9 protein-coding genes are annotated in these 15,699 nt (G+C 66.4%); 4 read left to right on the forward strand and 5 right to left on the reverse strand.

Annotated elements, in window-relative coordinates; translation table 11 throughout:
* Nucleotides 1-63: 63 nt before the first annotated feature.
* Nucleotides 64-1,101, forward strand: coding sequence for a 2-dehydropantoate 2-reductase (locus tag V5F78_RS22185; RefSeq protein ID WP_394069961.1), 1,038 nt, complete (start codon nt 64-66; stop codon nt 1,099-1,101).
* A gap of 777 nt (nt 1,102-1,878) precedes the next feature.
* Nucleotides 1,879-2,460 carry a YqaA family protein gene (locus V5F78_RS22190; RefSeq protein ID WP_394069959.1) on the forward strand — a complete coding sequence of 194 codons (582 nt, stop codon included), beginning with the start codon at nt 1,879-1,881 and terminating at the stop codon, nt 2,458-2,460.
* Between the two features lie 271 nt (nt 2,461-2,731).
* Here the strand turns inward: V5F78_RS22190 and V5F78_RS22195 are convergent, their stop codons facing one another.
* The 5 genes from V5F78_RS22195 to V5F78_RS22215 form a co-directional block, all read right to left on the reverse strand.
* A complete protein-coding gene (locus V5F78_RS22195; RefSeq protein ID WP_394069957.1) occupies nt 2,732-4,156 on the reverse strand; it encodes a glutamate synthase subunit beta in 1,425 nt (474 codons plus the stop codon).
* A 257-nt stretch (nt 4,157-4,413) separates the two neighbouring features.
* On the reverse strand, nt 4,414-9,120 hold the full coding sequence (gltB, locus tag V5F78_RS22200) for a glutamate synthase large subunit (RefSeq protein ID WP_394069955.1): 4,707 nt from the start codon (nt 9,118-9,120) through the stop codon (nt 4,414-4,416).
* A gap of 469 nt (nt 9,121-9,589) precedes the next feature.
* Entirely contained in the window at nt 9,590-10,492 is a 903-nt protein-coding gene (locus V5F78_RS22205; protein WP_394069953.1) for a TorF family putative porin, read from the reverse strand.
* 222 nt (nt 10,493-10,714) lie between these two features.
* Nucleotides 10,715-11,620, reverse strand: a complete 906-nt coding sequence (locus V5F78_RS22210) for a protease inhibitor Inh/omp19 family protein (RefSeq protein ID WP_394069951.1) — start codon at nt 11,618-11,620, stop codon at nt 10,715-10,717.
* Between the two features lie 101 nt (nt 11,621-11,721).
* Complete coding sequence (locus tag V5F78_RS22215; RefSeq protein WP_394069949.1) at nt 11,722-12,687, reverse strand: 2-hydroxyacid dehydrogenase; 966 nt, start codon at nt 12,685-12,687, stop codon at nt 11,722-11,724.
* A gap of 265 nt (nt 12,688-12,952) precedes the next feature.
* Here V5F78_RS22215 and V5F78_RS22220 point away from each other — a divergent pair, with 265 nt between their 5' ends.
* The gene (locus V5F78_RS22220) at nt 12,953-14,035 is read left to right on the forward strand and encodes an ABC transporter ATP-binding protein (protein WP_394069947.1); all 1,083 of its coding nucleotides are present in this window, start codon (nt 12,953-12,955) and stop codon (nt 14,033-14,035) included.
* A gap of 208 nt (nt 14,036-14,243) precedes the next feature.
* Nucleotides 14,244-15,560: an ABC transporter substrate-binding protein gene (locus V5F78_RS22225; RefSeq protein WP_394069945.1), complete on the forward strand. Its 1,317-nt coding sequence runs from the start codon at nt 14,244-14,246 to the stop codon at nt 15,558-15,560.
* Nucleotides 15,561-15,699 lie beyond the last annotated feature (139 nt).

Here is a 15,699-nt window from a genome sequence, read left to right on the forward strand (position 1 = left end):
GATTTTCTGGTATACATTATACGGCATTCGAGTGCGAAGCTCGAGGCATGGGAGGGCAGCGCCATGAAGGTTTGCATTTACGGGGCGGGGGCCATCGGCGGGTATCTGGGCGTGCAGCTGTCGCTGGCCGGCGCCGAGGTCAGCCTCGTGGCGCGGGGTGGGCATCTGGAAGCGATGCAGCAGAACGGCGTCAAGCTGCTGATCAATGGCGAGGAGCGCGTCGCCAAGGTGCGCGCGACCGACGATCCCGCCGAACTCGGCCCGCAGGATTATGTCTTCATCGCCCTCAAGGCCCATTCGGTGCCGAGCGTGGTGGACCGCATGCGGCCGCTGCTTGGAAATGACACCAGCGTCGTCACCGCCGTGAACGGCGTGCCCTATTGGTATTTCTACAAGTCCGGCGGCGCCCTGGAAGGCCGCACGCTGGAAAGCATTGATCCGGGTGGAAAGCAGTGGGACGTGCTGCGCCCCGAGCGCGCCATCGGCTGCATCGTCTATCCGGCCACCGAGGTGGTCGCTCCCGGCGTCATCCAGCACGTCTATGGCGACAAGTTCCCGATCGGCGAGCCTTCGGGCGAGAAGAGCGCCCGGGTCGAGCGCCTCAGCGAGATGATGGGCAAGGCCGGCCTGCGCGCGCCGGTGCTGGAGAATATCCGCGATGAGCTGTGGCTCAAGCTGTGGGGCAATCTCTGCTTCAACCCCATCAGCGCGCTGACCCATGCGACGCTCGACGTGATCGCCTCCGATCCCGATACCCGCGCCGTCGCCCGCTCCATGATGATTGAGGCGCAGACCATCGCCAACCGGCTGGGTGTCAACTTCCGCGTGGATGTCGAACGCCGCATCAATGGCGCCGGCGCCGTGGGCGCGCACAAGACCTCCATGCTCCAGGACCTGGAGCGGGACCGGCCGATGGAAATCGACCCGCTGGTCACGGTGGTGCAGGAAATGGGGCGCCTGGTGGATGTGCCCACCCCCACCCTCGACGTGGTGCTGGCCCTGGTGCGCCAGCGGGCTGCGGTTGCCGGCCTCGGCGGGCATCTGTCCTGCCCGCCCCTGACCGCCGCCGACCTCACCTCTGCAAAGGCTGTCGCGCACTAAGCTGTGCGCGAACCGGGCCGACTCCTGTCGGCCCGCGATGTTTCAGGATTGCCCTGGGCGCGCGCCCAAACCCGCGCCCGGGGCAAGACGGGCCTCGTCGCGGCCAGGGCCGGGCGGGGCACCGGCGCCGGGGCCCGTCAATTCTTTCCCGCCCGCGAGGGCGGACCACGCCTCCCTCCAGAGCATCTTGGGCCGGTCCGGGTTTCGGGCCGGCCTCTCTTTATGCGGTGGTGGCAACGCGGGCGCGCAACGCCGATCTGTGATCGAAGCGTGCGGCGGACCAAGGGGATAGCTCAAAACAGGAGAAGCGGCACGATCCGCGACGGGGCGCAATCCGCCGGGCCGCGGCCCGGCGGAGAGGATCACGCGATGGAGAGGATCACTCGGCGGCCATGGCCACCGGTGCGCCGGTGCGACCGAAGTCACCGGCGTTGAGCGCGACGCCGGTGAGGGCGTAACCGAGGACGAGGACGGCAAATACGGCGATGCGCTTCAGCATGACGGATCTCGTAACTAAAATCTGGTCCCCAAAAGGGACCGCGGCTGGCGACACGTTGCCGCCACACTGGTTCCCATTTGGTTAAACCCGGCTCACCGGAGGGCTGCGCCCACCGTCCGCATTTCAAGGTGGTTAATGTCGCAGAGGTGCGACTGGTTCCTACCTTTCTGCATCGCAGCATGCAACTCTACCAATGTCGGCCATCCACACCCGTCTGGACAGGCGCGCGCGCCGCGTCTAGACCCCCGCCCAAGCCTCCCGCACCGCAAAGAATCCAGATGCTTCGCAAACTCTATGATTGGGTGATCGCCTATTCCGCGCGCCCGTCCGCCCCATGGGCGCTCGGCGTGGTTTCGTTTGCGGAGAGCTCCATCTTTCCCATTCCACCGGATGTGCTTCAGGTGCCCATGACCCTGGCCCGGCCGGACAAGGCCTGGACTTATGCGCTGATCGCCACCTTGTCCTCGGTGGCCGGCGGGCTGGTGGGCTATGCCATCGGCGCGCTGCTGTATGACAGCGTCGGGCAGTTCCTCATCAATCTCTATGGCTACGGCCAGAAGGTCGAAGGCTTCCGTGAGGCCTATGCCCATTACGGCCATTGGGTGATCCTGCTGAAGGGGATCACGCCCATTCCCTATAAGCTAGTGACCATCACGTCCGGCTTCGCCAATTACAACCTGTTCTGGTTCATGGTGTTGTCGCTGATCACCCGGGGCGCGCGCTTCTTCCTGCTGGCGGCGCTGCTGCGCTATTTCGGACCGGCGGCGCGGGACTTCATCGAGAAGCGGCTCGGCCTCGTGACGCTCGGGCTTCTGGCGGTGGTGGTGATCGGCCTGCTGGCGGCGGCCTATCTGATGTGAAGAATCGGGACGCGGAAGCGCACGTTTCCGGGCAATCTGCAAAAAATGTTTCACGTGAAACAATGGGTTAGCGAAGACGAATCGCGCGGAGAAGCACCTCTCCGCGGCGGTTCGGGGGAATGAAACCCCATGTTCCGCCGATTTCCGCCGACGTTCGGGCGATGAGGCCCGTTTCACGGTCTTCGAAGGCAAACCCACGGGCCCACGCGGCGACCGCCGCGCGTAGAGGGCCGGGACCAGCCCGGCCTTACGGCGGCGAAGCGATCGGCCCTCAGCGGGGCAGGGTGGTTTCGCCCATCAGGTCCTTGTCGATGGCGTGCGCGGCCTGGCGGCCCTCGCGGATCGCCCACACCACCAGCGACTGGCCGCGGCGCATGTCGCCGGCCGCATAGAGCTTGGGCACGGAGGTGAGATAGGCGCTCTCGTCCGCCGCCACATTGCCGCGCTTGTCATAGGCGACGCCGGACTGGTCCAGCATGCCTTCGTGCAGCGGCGCGGCGAAGCCGATGGCGAGGAACACCAGATCGGCCCGCAGCACGAATTCCGTGCCGGGGATCGGCTCGCGGCGCTCGTCCACGCGCACGCACTTCACGCCGGTGACGCGGCCGTTGCGGCCCTCGATGCCGAGGGTGGCGCAGGCGAACTCGCGCTCGGCCCCTTCCGCCTGGGAGGAGGAGGTGCGGAACTTGGTGGGCCAATAGGGCCACACCGCCAGCTTGTCCTCCTTCATGGGGGGAACCTGGCGGATATCGAGCTGGGACACCGAAAGCGCGCCCTGGCGGAACGCGGTGCCCACGCAGTCGGATGCGGTGTCGCCGCCGCCCACCACCACCACATGGCGGCCGGCCGCCAGCAGGGGATGTTCGCGGCCCACGTCCTCGCCGCCGACGCGGCGGTTCTGCTGCACCAGATAGGGCATGGCGAAATGCACGCCCTCGAATTCCTGGCCCGGCAGGCGCGGGTCGCGCGGGGCTTCCGAACCGCCGGCCAGCAGCACGGCGTCGTAATTGTCGAGCAATTCCTGAACCGGCTTCGTGACGCCGACATTGACGCCATAATGGAAGGTGACGCCTTCCGCCTCCATCTGGGCGACGCGGCGGTCGATGTGCACCTTTTCCATCTTGAAGTCGGGAATGCCGTAGCGCAGCAGGCCGCCGGCCTTGGGCTCGCGCTCGAACACGTGCACGTCGTGGCCCGCGCGGGCGAGCTGCTGGGCGGCGGCAAGGCCGGCGGGGCCGGAGCCAACCACGGCCACCGAGCGCCCGGTCTTCACCTGCGCCGGCTCGGGCTTGATCCAGCCATTCTTCCACGCCTTGTCGGCGATCGCCTGTTCCACCGTCTTGATGGTGACCGGCACGTCTTCCAGGTTCAGCGTGCAGGCTTCCTCGCACGGGGCGGGGCAGATGCGGCCGGTGAATTCGGGGAAATTATTGGTGGAATGGAGGTTGCGCGCGGCCTCCTCCCAATCGCCCTGATAGACGAGGTCGTTCCAGTCCGGGATCTGGTTGTGCACCGGGCAGCCGGTGGGACCGTGGCAGAAGGGAATGCCGCAATCCATGCAGCGGGCGGCCTGGTTCGCCACCTCGGGGTCGGGCAGGGGCAAGGTGAATTCGCGAAAATGGCGAATGCGGTCGGACGCGGGCTGATACTTCTGCTCGCGCCGATCAATTTCCAGGAACCCCGTAACCTTACCCATTCGATCCCCTCCAGGAGCCGCGTCGCGCGCCCGGCGCCGATAGCTCCATTACAAGAATTGTTCCAGCTTGAGGACTCCGCTTTTGCGGCATGCGCCCCGAAAGCCCTCTCCCGTTTACGGGGGAGGGTTGGGAGGGGGCGCCGCGCAGCGGCGGATGTCGTGCTGAGGGGCCGCCGGAAGCCTTCTCGCTTCACTCGGCCCCCTCCCCAGCCCTCCCCCGCAAGCGGGAGAGGGGGCGGGACGTGCGTGCGGAAATCCTATTCCGCGGCTTGAAGACCCCGCCGCTTTTCCATCTCGCGCAAGGCACGGCGGTATTCCACCGGCATGACTTTCACGAACTTGCTGCGGTAATCGGCCCAATTGTCCAGGATCGTCTGGGCGCGGGTCGAGCCGGTATAGTGCAAGTGCTTGGCGATCAACTGGTGCAGGCGCTCCTCGTCGTGGCGGGACATGTCGCCCTGCACGTCGATGCGGCCCTTGAACTCCAGATCGCCGCCATGATGGTGCAGGCGTTCCAGAAGGTCTTCCTCCTCTTCCACGGGCTCGATATCGACCATGGAGAGGTTGCACCGCTTGGCGAAGCTCTTGTCCTCGTCCAGCACATAGGCGACGCCGCCGGACATGCCGGCCGCGAAATTGCGCCCGGTCTGGCCGATGACGACCACGATGCCGCCGGTCATATATTCGCAACCATGGTCGCCGGTGCCTTCAACGACGGCGACTGCCCCCGAATTGCGCACCGCGAACCGCTCGCCGGCCACGCCGCGGAAATAGCATTCCCCGTCCGTGGCGCCGTACATCACCGTATTGCCGACGATGATGGACTCCTCCGCGACGATGATGGAATTGGCCGGCGGGCGCACGACGATGCGGCCGCCCGAAAGGCCCTTGCCCACATAGTCGTTCGCTTCGCCCACGAGGTTCAGCGTCACGCCGGTCATGAGGAAGGCGCCGAACGCCTGGCCCGCGGTGCCGGAAAGGTTCACCTCGATGGTGTCGTCCGGCAGGCCGGCGCCGCCATGGCGCTTGGCCACCTCGCCCGAGAGCATGGCGCCCACCGAGCGGTCGACGCTGCGAATGGGGCTCTCGATCACCACCTTCTCGCCATGCTCCAGCGCGGGCATGGCCTTGGCGATCAGGGTGCGGTCGAGCACCTTCTCGATCGGGTGATGCTGGCGCTCGTTATGGCGGAGGGAGACATCCGCCGGCATCTCCGGCTGGGCGAAGATGCGGCTGAAGTCGAGCCCCTTGGCCTTCCAATGGTCGATGGCCGGCTGGCGATCCAGCGCATCCACCCGGCCCACCATCTCCTCCACCGTGCGGAAGCCGAGCTGCGCCATGATCTCGCGCATCTCCTCCGCGATGAAGAAGAAATAATTGATGACGTGCTCGGGCGTGCCCTTGAAGCGCTTGCGCAGCACCGGGTCCTGGGTCGCCACGCCCACCGGGCAGGTGTTGAGGTGGCACTTGCGCATCATGATGCAGCCGGCCGCGATCAGCGGCGCGGTGGAGAAGCCGAACTCGTCGGCGCCCAGCAGCGCGCCGATGACGGCATCGCGGCCGGTGCGCAGCCCGCCGTCGACCTGCAATGCGATGCGCCCGCGCAGGCGGTTCGCCACCAGCGTCTGCTGGGTCTCGGCAAGGCCGATCTCCCAGGGCGAGCCGGCGTGCTTGATGGCGGTGAGCGGAGACGCGCCCGTGCCGCCCTCGAAGCCGGAAATGGTGATGTGGTCGGCACGCGCCTTGGCGACGCCCGCCGCGACCGTGCCCACGCCCACTTCCGACACCAGCTTCACCGAGACGTCCGCCGCCGGATTGACGTTCTTCAGGTCATAGATGAGCTGCGCCAGATCCTCGATGGAATAAATGTCGTGGTGCGGCGGGGGCGAGATGAGGCCCACGCCGGGGGTGGAATGGCGCACCTTGGCGATCACCGCGTCCACCTTGTGGCCGGGCAATTGGCCGCCCTCGCCGGGCTTGGCGCCCTGCGCGACCTTGATCTGCATGACGTCGGAATTGACCAGATATTCCGTGGTCACGCCGAACCGCCCCGACGCCACCTGCTTGATGGCCGAGCGCATGGAATCGCCGTTGGGGAGCGTCTTGTAGCGCTCCGCCTCCTCGCCGCCCTCGCCGGTGTTCGACTTGCCGCCGATCCGGTTCATGGCGATGGCGAGCGTGGTGTGCGCCTCGCGCGAGATGGAGCCGAACGACATGGCGCCGGTTGAGAAGCGCTTGACGATCTCGGCCGCCGGCTCGACCTCCGCAAGGTCCACCGGCGCATTGCCGATCTCATCGGCGGCGCGCAGGCGGAACAGCGCGCGGATGGTCAGCGGCTGGTCGTCGGAGGGCGCGTTCATCATCTTGGCGAAGGCGCGGTAATGGTCCTGCGCATTGCCGCGCACGGCGTGCTGCAAGGTGGCCACGCTGTCCGGCGACCAGGCATGCGCCTCGCCGCGGATGCGATAGGCATATTCGCCGCCCACGTCGAGCGCGAGGCGATAGACCGGCGCGTCCGAGAAGGCGAGCTTGTGCCGGCGCACGGTCTCTTCCGCGATGCCGGCAAGGCCCACGCCCTCGATGGTGGTGGCAGTGCCGAAGAAATACTTCGCCACCAGCTCGGAGGAGAGGCCGACCGCATCGAAGATCTGCGCGCCGCAATAGGATTGATAGGTGGAGATGCCCATCTTGGACATCACCTTCAGCAATCCCTTGTCCACCGACTTGATGAAGCGCTTGACGATCTCGGTCTCGTCCACTTCCTCGGGAATGTCTTCCTTCATGCCCAGCAGGGTTTCGAAGGCGAGATAGGGGTTGATGGCTTCCGCGCCATAGCCCGCGAGGCAGGCGAAATGGTGGACTTCGCGCGCTTCGCCGGTTTCCACCACGAGCCCCACCGAGGTGCGCAGGCCGGTGCGGATGAGGTGATGATGCACCGCCGCCGTCGCCAGCAGCGAGGGAATCGGGATGCGGTCCGGCCCGGTCATGCGGTCGGACAGGATGATGATGTTGTAGCCGCCATGGACCGCCGCCTCGGCGCGTTCGCACAGGCGCTCCAGCGCGTCTTCCATACCCGCCGCGCCCTTGTCGGTCGCATAGGTGATGTCGAGCGTGCGGGTGTCGAACCGCTCCTCCATGAAGCCGATGGAGCGGATCTTCTCCAGATCCTCATTGGTGAGGATGGGCTGGCGCACTTCCAGGCGCTTGCGGCGGGCGTTGCCTTCGAGATCGAAGATGTTCGGCCGCGGGCCGATGAACGACACCAGGCTCATGACCAGTTCCTCGCGGATCGGGTCGATGGGCGGGTTCGTCACCTGGGCGAAATTCTGCTGGAAGTAGGAATAGAGCAGCTTCGACTTGTTGGAGAGCACCGAGATGGGCGTATCCGTGCCCATGGAGCCGACGGCCTCCTGGCCGGTCACGGCCATGGGGGCCATGAGCAGCTTGAGGTCTTCCTGGGTGTAGCCGAAGGCCTGCTGGCGATCGAGCAGCGACACGTCGGTGCGCACCTCGCGCGCCTCGACCTTGCGCAGGTCCTCCAGCACCAATTGGGTGCGCTTCAGCCATTCCTTGTAGGGATGGGCGCGGGCGAGCGAGGTCTTGATCTCCTCGTCGGGCACGAGGCGGCCTTCCACCAGGTCCACCAGCAGCATCTTGCCGGGCTGGAGGCGCCACTTGGTGACGATCTTCTCTTCCGGCAGGGTGAGCACGCCCATTTCCGAGGCGAGCACAATGGTGTCGTCGCTCGTCACCATGTAGCGGGCGGGGCGCAGGCCGTTGCGGTCGAGGGTAGCGATGATCTGGCGCCCGTCGGTGGCGACGATGGCGGCCGGCCCGTCCCACGGCTCCATGAGGGCGGCATGATATTCGTAGAAGGCACGCCGCTCCTCATCCATGAGCGGGTTGCCCGCCCAGGCCTCGGGCACCAGCATCATGGCCGCGTGGGGCAGCGAATAGCCGCCCTGGGTCAGGAATTCGAGCGCATTGTCGAAGCAGGCGGTGTCCGACTGGCCTTCATAGGAGATCGGCCACAGCTTGGAGATGTCGGCGCCGAACAGCTCGGTGTCGACGGAGGCCTGGCGCGCCGCCATCCAGTTCACATTGCCGCGCAGCGTGTTGATCTCGCCGTTATGGGCGACCATCCGATAGGGATGGGCCAGCGGCCAGGCGGGGAAGGTGTTGGTGGAGAAGCGCTGATGCACCAGCGCGAGCGCGCTCTCGAAATCGGGATCGTGCAGGTCGGGATAATAGGCGCCCAGCTGGTCGGCCAGGAACATGCCCTTGTAGACCAGGGTGCGGCACGACAGCGACACCGGATAATAGCCGGCGGTGCGGGGATCCTTGGCGTCATAGATGACGTTGGAGATCATCTTGCGCAGCACGAACAGGCGACGCTCGAACGTGTCCTCGTCGGCGATGCTCTCGCTGCGGCCGAGGAAGATATGCACGTGGCGCGGCTCGGTGGGCAGCACGCTTTCGCCGAGCGAGGAATTGTCGGTGGGCACGTCGCGCCAGCCGAGCAGGGTCAGGCCCTCCTCGGCGACCAGCCGCTCGAACGCGGCGCGCACGATGGCTTCGCCCTCGGCATCGCGCGGCAGGAAGATGTGGCCGACCGCATAATGGCCGGGCTCGGGCAGCGAGAAGCCGAGGCGCGCGGCTTCCTTGGCGAAGAAGCGATGGGGAATCTGCACCAGCATGCCGGCGCCGTCGCCCGCGCGCGGGTCCGCGCCCACGGCGCCGCGATGCTCCAGATTGAGCAGGATCTGGATGCCGTCCTCGATGATCTTGTGGGACTTGCGGCCCTTGATGTCGGCGATGAAGCCGACGCCGCAGGCATCGCGCTCCTGCGCGGGATCGAACAGGCCGAAGGCTTTGGGCCGACCGACAATCGCGCCGGCAGTCACGGCGGCGGCGTGCTGAGCCACCTGTCCGGTCAAACCTTCCCTGCGATCGGTCGCATCCATGATATTGCCCTCTCCCTGATGCCGAGCCGTGCCGGCAGACTGCAACCCTCGCTGATCGGCGCGCTTCCGCGCGTAAAAGCGCGCGTCCTGGACAGACGCTCGCGATGACCGACAGCTGAGACGCTATTGATAGGGCAGTAGCGCTGCCCTATCTCGCTGAACATGACAGAAAAGCGGCAAACTCACAAGGTCAACGCCCCTGCATTTGGCGAAGCCCAGCAGAGGAAATTGCGCATCGCTGCCGCGCGACGCAAGAACGGTACGGCGCGGCGGCGTTTCGCGCAATGGCGTTGCTGCGGTGCCCCCTGCGCCGCGCCGTCGCCGCAATCGGGCGGGGCCGCCGCCGGCGCGGCGTCCGGTGCGCTTTGCCAGAGCTGCCGGCCCCGCATGGTGGAGCACGCATAAAAAAAGCGCCGCGGCGAGCCGCGGCGCTTCAAAAAGTCCCCGTCGCGCGGACGGGGATCTGCGATCACTTCAGAGCGTTGAAGGAGGTCGCGAAGGAGAGGCTGGCGACGATCTTATCACCGCAGGCATTGTTGTTGCCGATGATGAAGGCGCAATCGTTGCCGCTGAGGTCGGTGCCGGAATAGCGCACGTCGATCGTGGCGGCCTTATAGGTGAAGCCGATGCCGGCATTCCACCAGTTGTAGCCGGGGATCGAGGTGTCGTAGGTGATGCCGGCGAAGTTGGTCACCGAATAGCTGTAGGCGGCGGTGTCGAGCCACTGATGGCCGAACTCACCCGACAGGTACCAGCCGAAGTCGCCACCCGGGCCGAAGGCCGGCAGGGGAACCTTGACGGTGCCGGACAGGGCGGTGCCGTCCGTGCCGGTGGAGGCGAAGTCGCTGGACCAGAAGAGGTTCAGGCCGACGGTCAGCCAGGGGGCGACCACATAGGTGGGCTTCGCGTAGATTTCCCAGTAGTTGTAGTCGGTCGAGCCGAGGCCGGTCTTCAGCAGCGTGGTCGGGTCGATGCTGTTGCTGCTGCCGGGATAGGTGTAGTAGGCGGCGCCGACGTCGAGGCTGAAGTTGCCCCAGGTGTGGCGCAGGCCACCGGCGAAGTCGACTTCGAGCGAGCTGTTGCCGTCCCAGAGGAAGTTCTCAACCCAGTTCTGGTTGGACGCCCACACGTTGAAATAGATCCAGTCGAACATCTGCAGTTCGACGAAGCCCTGGATCGCAGGGTTGTTGTTGGTCTGGCTGATACCACGGAACAGGTAGTCGGAGGTTCCGGTCACGCCGAAGGCCAGGTCCCACATGGGGGCGACGGGCGCAGGGGCCACGGCCTTGACCGGCATGGTGCTCAGGTCGGCGGCGGAAGCGGCGCCCGAAAGCAGCATGCTGGCGGCTGCGGCAATAACGATCTTCTTCATCAAGTGACCCCCAATGGATATCTGCACAGATTGAGACCAAATTTTTGCAGGCGTTCCAATGAGAAATTTCAGGCACAAACTGCCTGTGCTTTAGGCAAACCCGCATGAATGCTGGATTCCGTTGTTGCAAAAGTGCAACGCAAAGATGAAACCCGTCCGCACCACGCTTAGGCCGAACTGTGGCGACACCGTGCGGGCGAATATTTGGGGGGCTTTGCTGTGTTACTGACGCAACAAAAGGAGCGGCCTACCCCGCTCCGGCACCTTGGCCCAGCCACCATCTTCCTGCCGCGCGAATCGCAGCGGCGGGCCGCCGGATGAGGACGCCATCAGCACATTGCCGCCCTCGATGCTCCAGGACACCGGGCCGAACTGGGTGATGGCGGAATCGCACGGCGTGCCGAGCTGCAGCTTGTGCGCGCCGTTCCCGGTCGCCTCCTCCAGCAGCACCACGTGGCAGATCGGCGTGCCGGCGACCCGCGCCAGGTCCCAGTCGCCGAGCATTTCCTCCACGCGCACCCCCGTCGCATCCTCGCTCGCCGCCGGGCTGGCGAGGAAATAGACGCCGTCGCCCTCCCGCAGCGCCTCGTAATTGCCCGCCGTCGCCTGGCCGAACTCCACCACCAGCCGGCCCTGCGCATTCAGCAGACGCACCGCTCCAGACGAATCGGGCGTCCAGGCCACCACCTGCTGCATGAAGCCGATGCCCGCGCACGCGCCCGCGTCGAACGCGAGGGCAAAGCCATTGGCCACAGGTTCGGTTCTCAAGGTGAGCGCGCATTTGCGCTGGTCGTCGGCGCTGCTGAGCACGAAAGCGCCGGCCGCCTGCTCGGCCTGCGCGCGTAACGCGGGATCGACCTTAGTAGTCTCGGATTTGGCGCCCTCGGATTTCCCGGCGGCCGGCGGCTTGGCGGGCCGGGCGGCGGGCTTCGGCGGCGTCGAGCCGCTGCCGCCGGCCTGGGCGATCTGGTCGGGTGGGGCTTGCCTGTCGGACAGGGCCTCCGATGGGGCCGGACCTGCGGCCCCATCGGGGGCCTGCGCGCGGGCGGATGTCGGCGCGAGGACAGGAGTTTGCGCGAGGACAGGGGCGATCAGCGCAACGGCGCAGACTAGGCGAAGGCGACGCATGATCCGATTCCGTCTCACCACGGCGAAAGCGTCACGCTAAAGCATGTGGGGCGAAAACAGAATGTGGCGACCCGCGCCGTGTCAGCGCGGGCCGATGCGGCTCAGGCGCGCGGCCAGGGGGTCTCGGCGACCGGCGTGACCGGCCCCTTGCCGTCGAGCCAGGACAGCAGATTGTCCACCACCAATTGGCCCATGGCGGTGCGGGTGAAATGGGTGGAGGAGCCGACGTGCGGCAGCAGCACCACATTGTCGAGCGCGAATAGCGCTTCCGGCGCATTGGGCTCGTCCACGAACACGTCGAGGCCGGCGGCGAGGATGGTCTTGTTGGTGAGGGCGTCCACCAGGGCGGGCTCATCCACCACGGTGCCGCGCGCCACATTGATCAGAATGCCGTTCGGCCCGAGCGCGGCCAGCACCTCGGCATTGACGAGGCCGCGGGTGGCGGCGCCGCCGGGCAGGATGAGGATCATGGTGTCCACCTCCCGCGCCATGGTGACGAGGTCGGGATAATGGGTATAGCCGACATCCGGCTGGGCGCGGCGGGTGTGATAGACCACCGGCACGCCGAAGGCGTCGAGCCGCTTGGCGATCGCCTTGCCGATGCGGCCCATGCCGACGATGCCTACGGTGCGGTCGCGCAAGGTGGCGCCGAGGGGGAACGCGCCCTTCTTCCAGCCGCCCGAGCGGACGAAGCGGTCGGCCTGGGGAATTTCACGCACGGTGGCCAGCAGGAGGCCGAGGGCGAGGTCGGCGACCTCCTCGTTCAGAACGTCGGGCGTATTGCTCACCACGATGCCGCGCGCGGCGGCGGCGGCGGCGTCCACCGTGTCGTAGCCGACGCCGAAATTGGCGATGATCTCCAGCTTCGGCAGGCGCGCCATGAGCGCGTCGTCCACCTTGCGCTTGCCGCGGGTGGCGATGCCGCGAATCTCGCTGCCGTGCGCCGCGATGGCGGCCTCGAAATCATCCAGGCCCAGGAGAATGGCGTGCTCGGCCAGCTGTCGCTCCACCACGCTGTCCATGATGGGACCGGTCAGCAGCAGCTTGGGGCGTGAATCTTCCGTCATAGAGAGTGCTCGGCGTTCGGGTGGCGGGCTGCGCCTCGACCGGGGCGCGGCGAAGGATAGGACAGTTCTGGATAGGCCGCCTAATGCTTTGGTTCAATCGTTTTAAAAAGCACTTGATCGAAAATGAGCGCCGCACCATGATCGCCGCGCACCCGGCTGAAGCTGGGGCTCGGCTGCCACGTGCGGCCCAAGGAAAGCGCCGTTCTCCGCCCCGCGGAGCCTCGAAGAGCGCGCATCGGGTGGATGGTTCAAGGAGCGGAACGGGATGGCGACCGTCGATATTCGCGGTGTGAAGAAGGCCTATGGAGCGACGGCGGTCATCCATGGGGTCGATGTGGATATTCGCGATGGCGAGTTCGTCGTTCTCGTAGGACCCTCCGGCTGCGGAAAATCCACGCTGCTGCGCATGATCGCGGGGCTGGAGAACATTACCGGCGGCGAGATCCTGATCGGCAATCGCGTGGTGAACGACGTTCCCCCCAAGGAACGTGACATCGCCATGGTGTTCCAGAATTACGCGCTCTATCCCCACATGACCGTGGGCGCGAACATGGGCTTCTCGCTGAAGCTGCGGAACGCGCCCAAGGCGGAAATCGAAAGCCGCGTCGCCCGCGCCGCCGAAATTCTCGGCCTCTCCCACCTGCTGGACCGGTTTCCCCGCCAATTGTCCGGCGGCCAGCGTCAGCGCGTCGCCATGGGCCGCGCCATTGTGCGTGATCCGCAGGTGTTCCTGTTCGACGAGCCGCTGTCCAATCTCGATGCCAAGCTGCGCGTGCAGATGCGCACCGAGATCAAGGAACTGCATCAGCGCCTGAAGACCACCACGGTCTATGTGACCCACGACCAGATCGAGGCCATGACCATGGCCGACAAGATCGTGGTGATGCACGACGGCGTGGTGGAGCAGATCGGCGCGCCGCTCGACCTCTACGACAAGCCCGCCAACCAGTTCGTCGCCGGCTTCATCGGCTCGCCCTCGATGAATTTCATCAAGGGCACGGTGCAGGTGAACGGCGAGGCTCGCTTCATGAGCGACAGCGGCGTGGTGCTGCCCCTGGAGCGGGTGCCCGGTTCCGCCAGCGGGCGCCGCGCGGTCTACGGCCTGCGGCCGGAGCATGTGCGCATCGACCCGCAGGGCGTGCCCGTGCGGGTGGTGGTGGTGGAGCCCACCGGCTCGGAATTGCTGGTGGTGGCGCGCCTCGGCACCGATACGGCGAGCGAGCAGGAAGTGACCTTGCTGTTCCGTGAGCGGATGATGTTCGCGCCGGGCGAAATCATCCATGTCGCGCCCATGCCCGGCCTCCAGCACCTGTTCGACGAGGCCACCGGCGCCCGCCTGGAGGCGTGAGCGCGACGGCCTGAAAAGCCCGCGCGCCGGAGCCGGCGACGTGCCAGACTGAATTCTGCCGCAAGACCGAAGGGCCAAACCCCGGAGGGCAAGACCTAAAGGGCAAAGACCCAAAAGGGTAAAGACCTGAAGGCGATGACCTGAAGGGCAAAGACCCAGGCGGCCGGCAGGACGTGACAACGCCAATAAGTCACCATGGAGGAACGCCATGACCATTTCCAGACGTAACGTATTGCTCGGCGGCGCCGGGCTCGCCGGCGCGGCGGCCCTGCCGGGTCTCGGCGCGATGCCCGCCTTCGCGCAGGGCGCCGCGATGCCCCAGTTCAAGCCCGAGCCGGGCGCGGCCCTGCGCGTGCTGCGCTGGTCGCCGTTCGTGAAGGGCGAGGAGGATGCCTGGCTCGCCAACACCAAGAAGTTCACCGAGGCCACCGGCATCGAAGTGCGCATCGACAAGGAGAGCTGGGAAGACATCCGCCCCAAGGCCGCGGTGGCGGCGAACGTGGGCTCCGGCCCCGACATCGTCTGGGTCTGGTTCGACGATGCCCAGCAATATCCCGACAAGCTGCTGGACGTGACCCCGCTCGCCAACGGCCTCGGCGCGAAGTTCGGCGGCTGGTATCCCGGCAACGAAGCCTATGCGAAGGCGGACGGAAAGTTCATCGCTTTGCCGCTCGCCACCATCGGCAATGCGGTGTGCTATCGCGAAAGCTGGGTGAAGGACGCCGGGTTCTCGCAATTCCCGAACGAGACCAAGGGCTTCCTTGAACTCGCCAAGGCCCTGAAGGCGAAGAACCACCCCATGGGCTTCACGCTCGGCCACGGTGTCGGCGACGGCAACAATTTCTGCCATTGGGTGCTGTGGAGCCATGGCGGCAAGATGGTGGACGAGCAGTCCAAGGTTGTGATCAACAGCCCGGAGACGGTCGCCGCCCTGAAATACGCCGCCGAGCTCTACAAGACCTTCATTCCCGGCACCGAAAGCTGGCTGGACGTCAACAACAACCGCGCGTTCCTGGCGGGCGAGATTTCGGTGACCGCCAACGGCGTTTCGCTCTATTACGCGGCGAAGAACGACCCCAAGCTCGCCGACATGGCCAAGGACATCAAGACCACCAACATGCCGGTCGGCCCCGGCGGCGTGGCGGAGCTGACGCAGACCACCTCGGCCTGCATCTTCAAATATACCAAGTTCCCCCAGGCGGCTCAGGCCTACATGGCCTTCATGTTCGACGCGCCGCAGATGAACGCCTGGATCCAGGGCGCCAGCGCCTATTGCTGCCAGACGCTCAAGGCGTTTGCGAGCAATCCCGTGTGGACCTCCGATCCCAACCACGCGCCGTATGCGAAGGCCTCCGAGCTGCTGCGTCCCAACGGCTATGCCGGCCCGCTCGGTCCGCAATCGGCAGCCGCCATGGCGGACTGGATCGTGGTCGACATGGTGGCGGAAGCCGCCACCGGCCAGCGCACCCCGGAAGAGGCCGCCAAGCGCGCGGAAACCCGCGCCAATCGCATCTATCGCCGGTGATCCCCGCGCGGGTGATCGCCGCGCGGTGATCCGCGCTTCAACGCGTCCTGCCGGCGCTCGGCCGCCGGCAGGACAGGTTCGGCCGGCCGGGCGCACCGGCGCCGCCGGCGGGCAACGGCTTTCCCGGTGGGCGGCGGCG

The sequence above is a fragment of the Roseixanthobacter glucoisosaccharinicivorans genome (assembly GCF_043195095.2).
Classification (GTDB): Bacteria; Pseudomonadota; Alphaproteobacteria; order Rhizobiales; family Xanthobacteraceae; genus NCEH01.

Coding starts and splice junctions, on each gene's coding strand:
- V5F78_RS22185 (WP_394069961.1), top strand. CDS start 64: ATGAAGGTTTGCATTTACGGGGCGGGGGCCATCGGCGGGTATCTGGGC.
- V5F78_RS22190 (WP_394069959.1), top strand. CDS start 1,879: ATGCTTCGCAAACTCTATGATTGGGTGATCGCCTATTCCGCGCGCCCG.
- V5F78_RS22195 (WP_394069957.1), bottom strand. CDS start 4,156: ATGGGTAAGGTTACGGGGTTCCTGGAAATTGATCGGCGCGAGCAGAAG.
- gltB (WP_394069955.1), bottom strand. CDS start 9,120: ATGGATGCGACCGATCGCAGGGAAGGTTTGACCGGACAGGTGGCTCAG.
- V5F78_RS22205 (WP_394069953.1), bottom strand. CDS start 10,492: ATGAAGAAGATCGTTATTGCCGCAGCCGCCAGCATGCTGCTTTCGGGC.
- V5F78_RS22210 (WP_394069951.1), bottom strand. CDS start 11,620: ATGCGTCGCCTTCGCCTAGTCTGCGCCGTTGCGCTGATCGCCCCTGTC.
- V5F78_RS22215 (WP_394069949.1), bottom strand. CDS start 12,687: ATGACGGAAGATTCACGCCCCAAGCTGCTGCTGACCGGTCCCATCATG.
- V5F78_RS22220 (WP_394069947.1), top strand. CDS start 12,953: ATGGCGACCGTCGATATTCGCGGTGTGAAGAAGGCCTATGGAGCGACG.
- V5F78_RS22225 (WP_394069945.1), top strand. CDS start 14,244: ATGACCATTTCCAGACGTAACGTATTGCTCGGCGGCGCCGGGCTCGCC.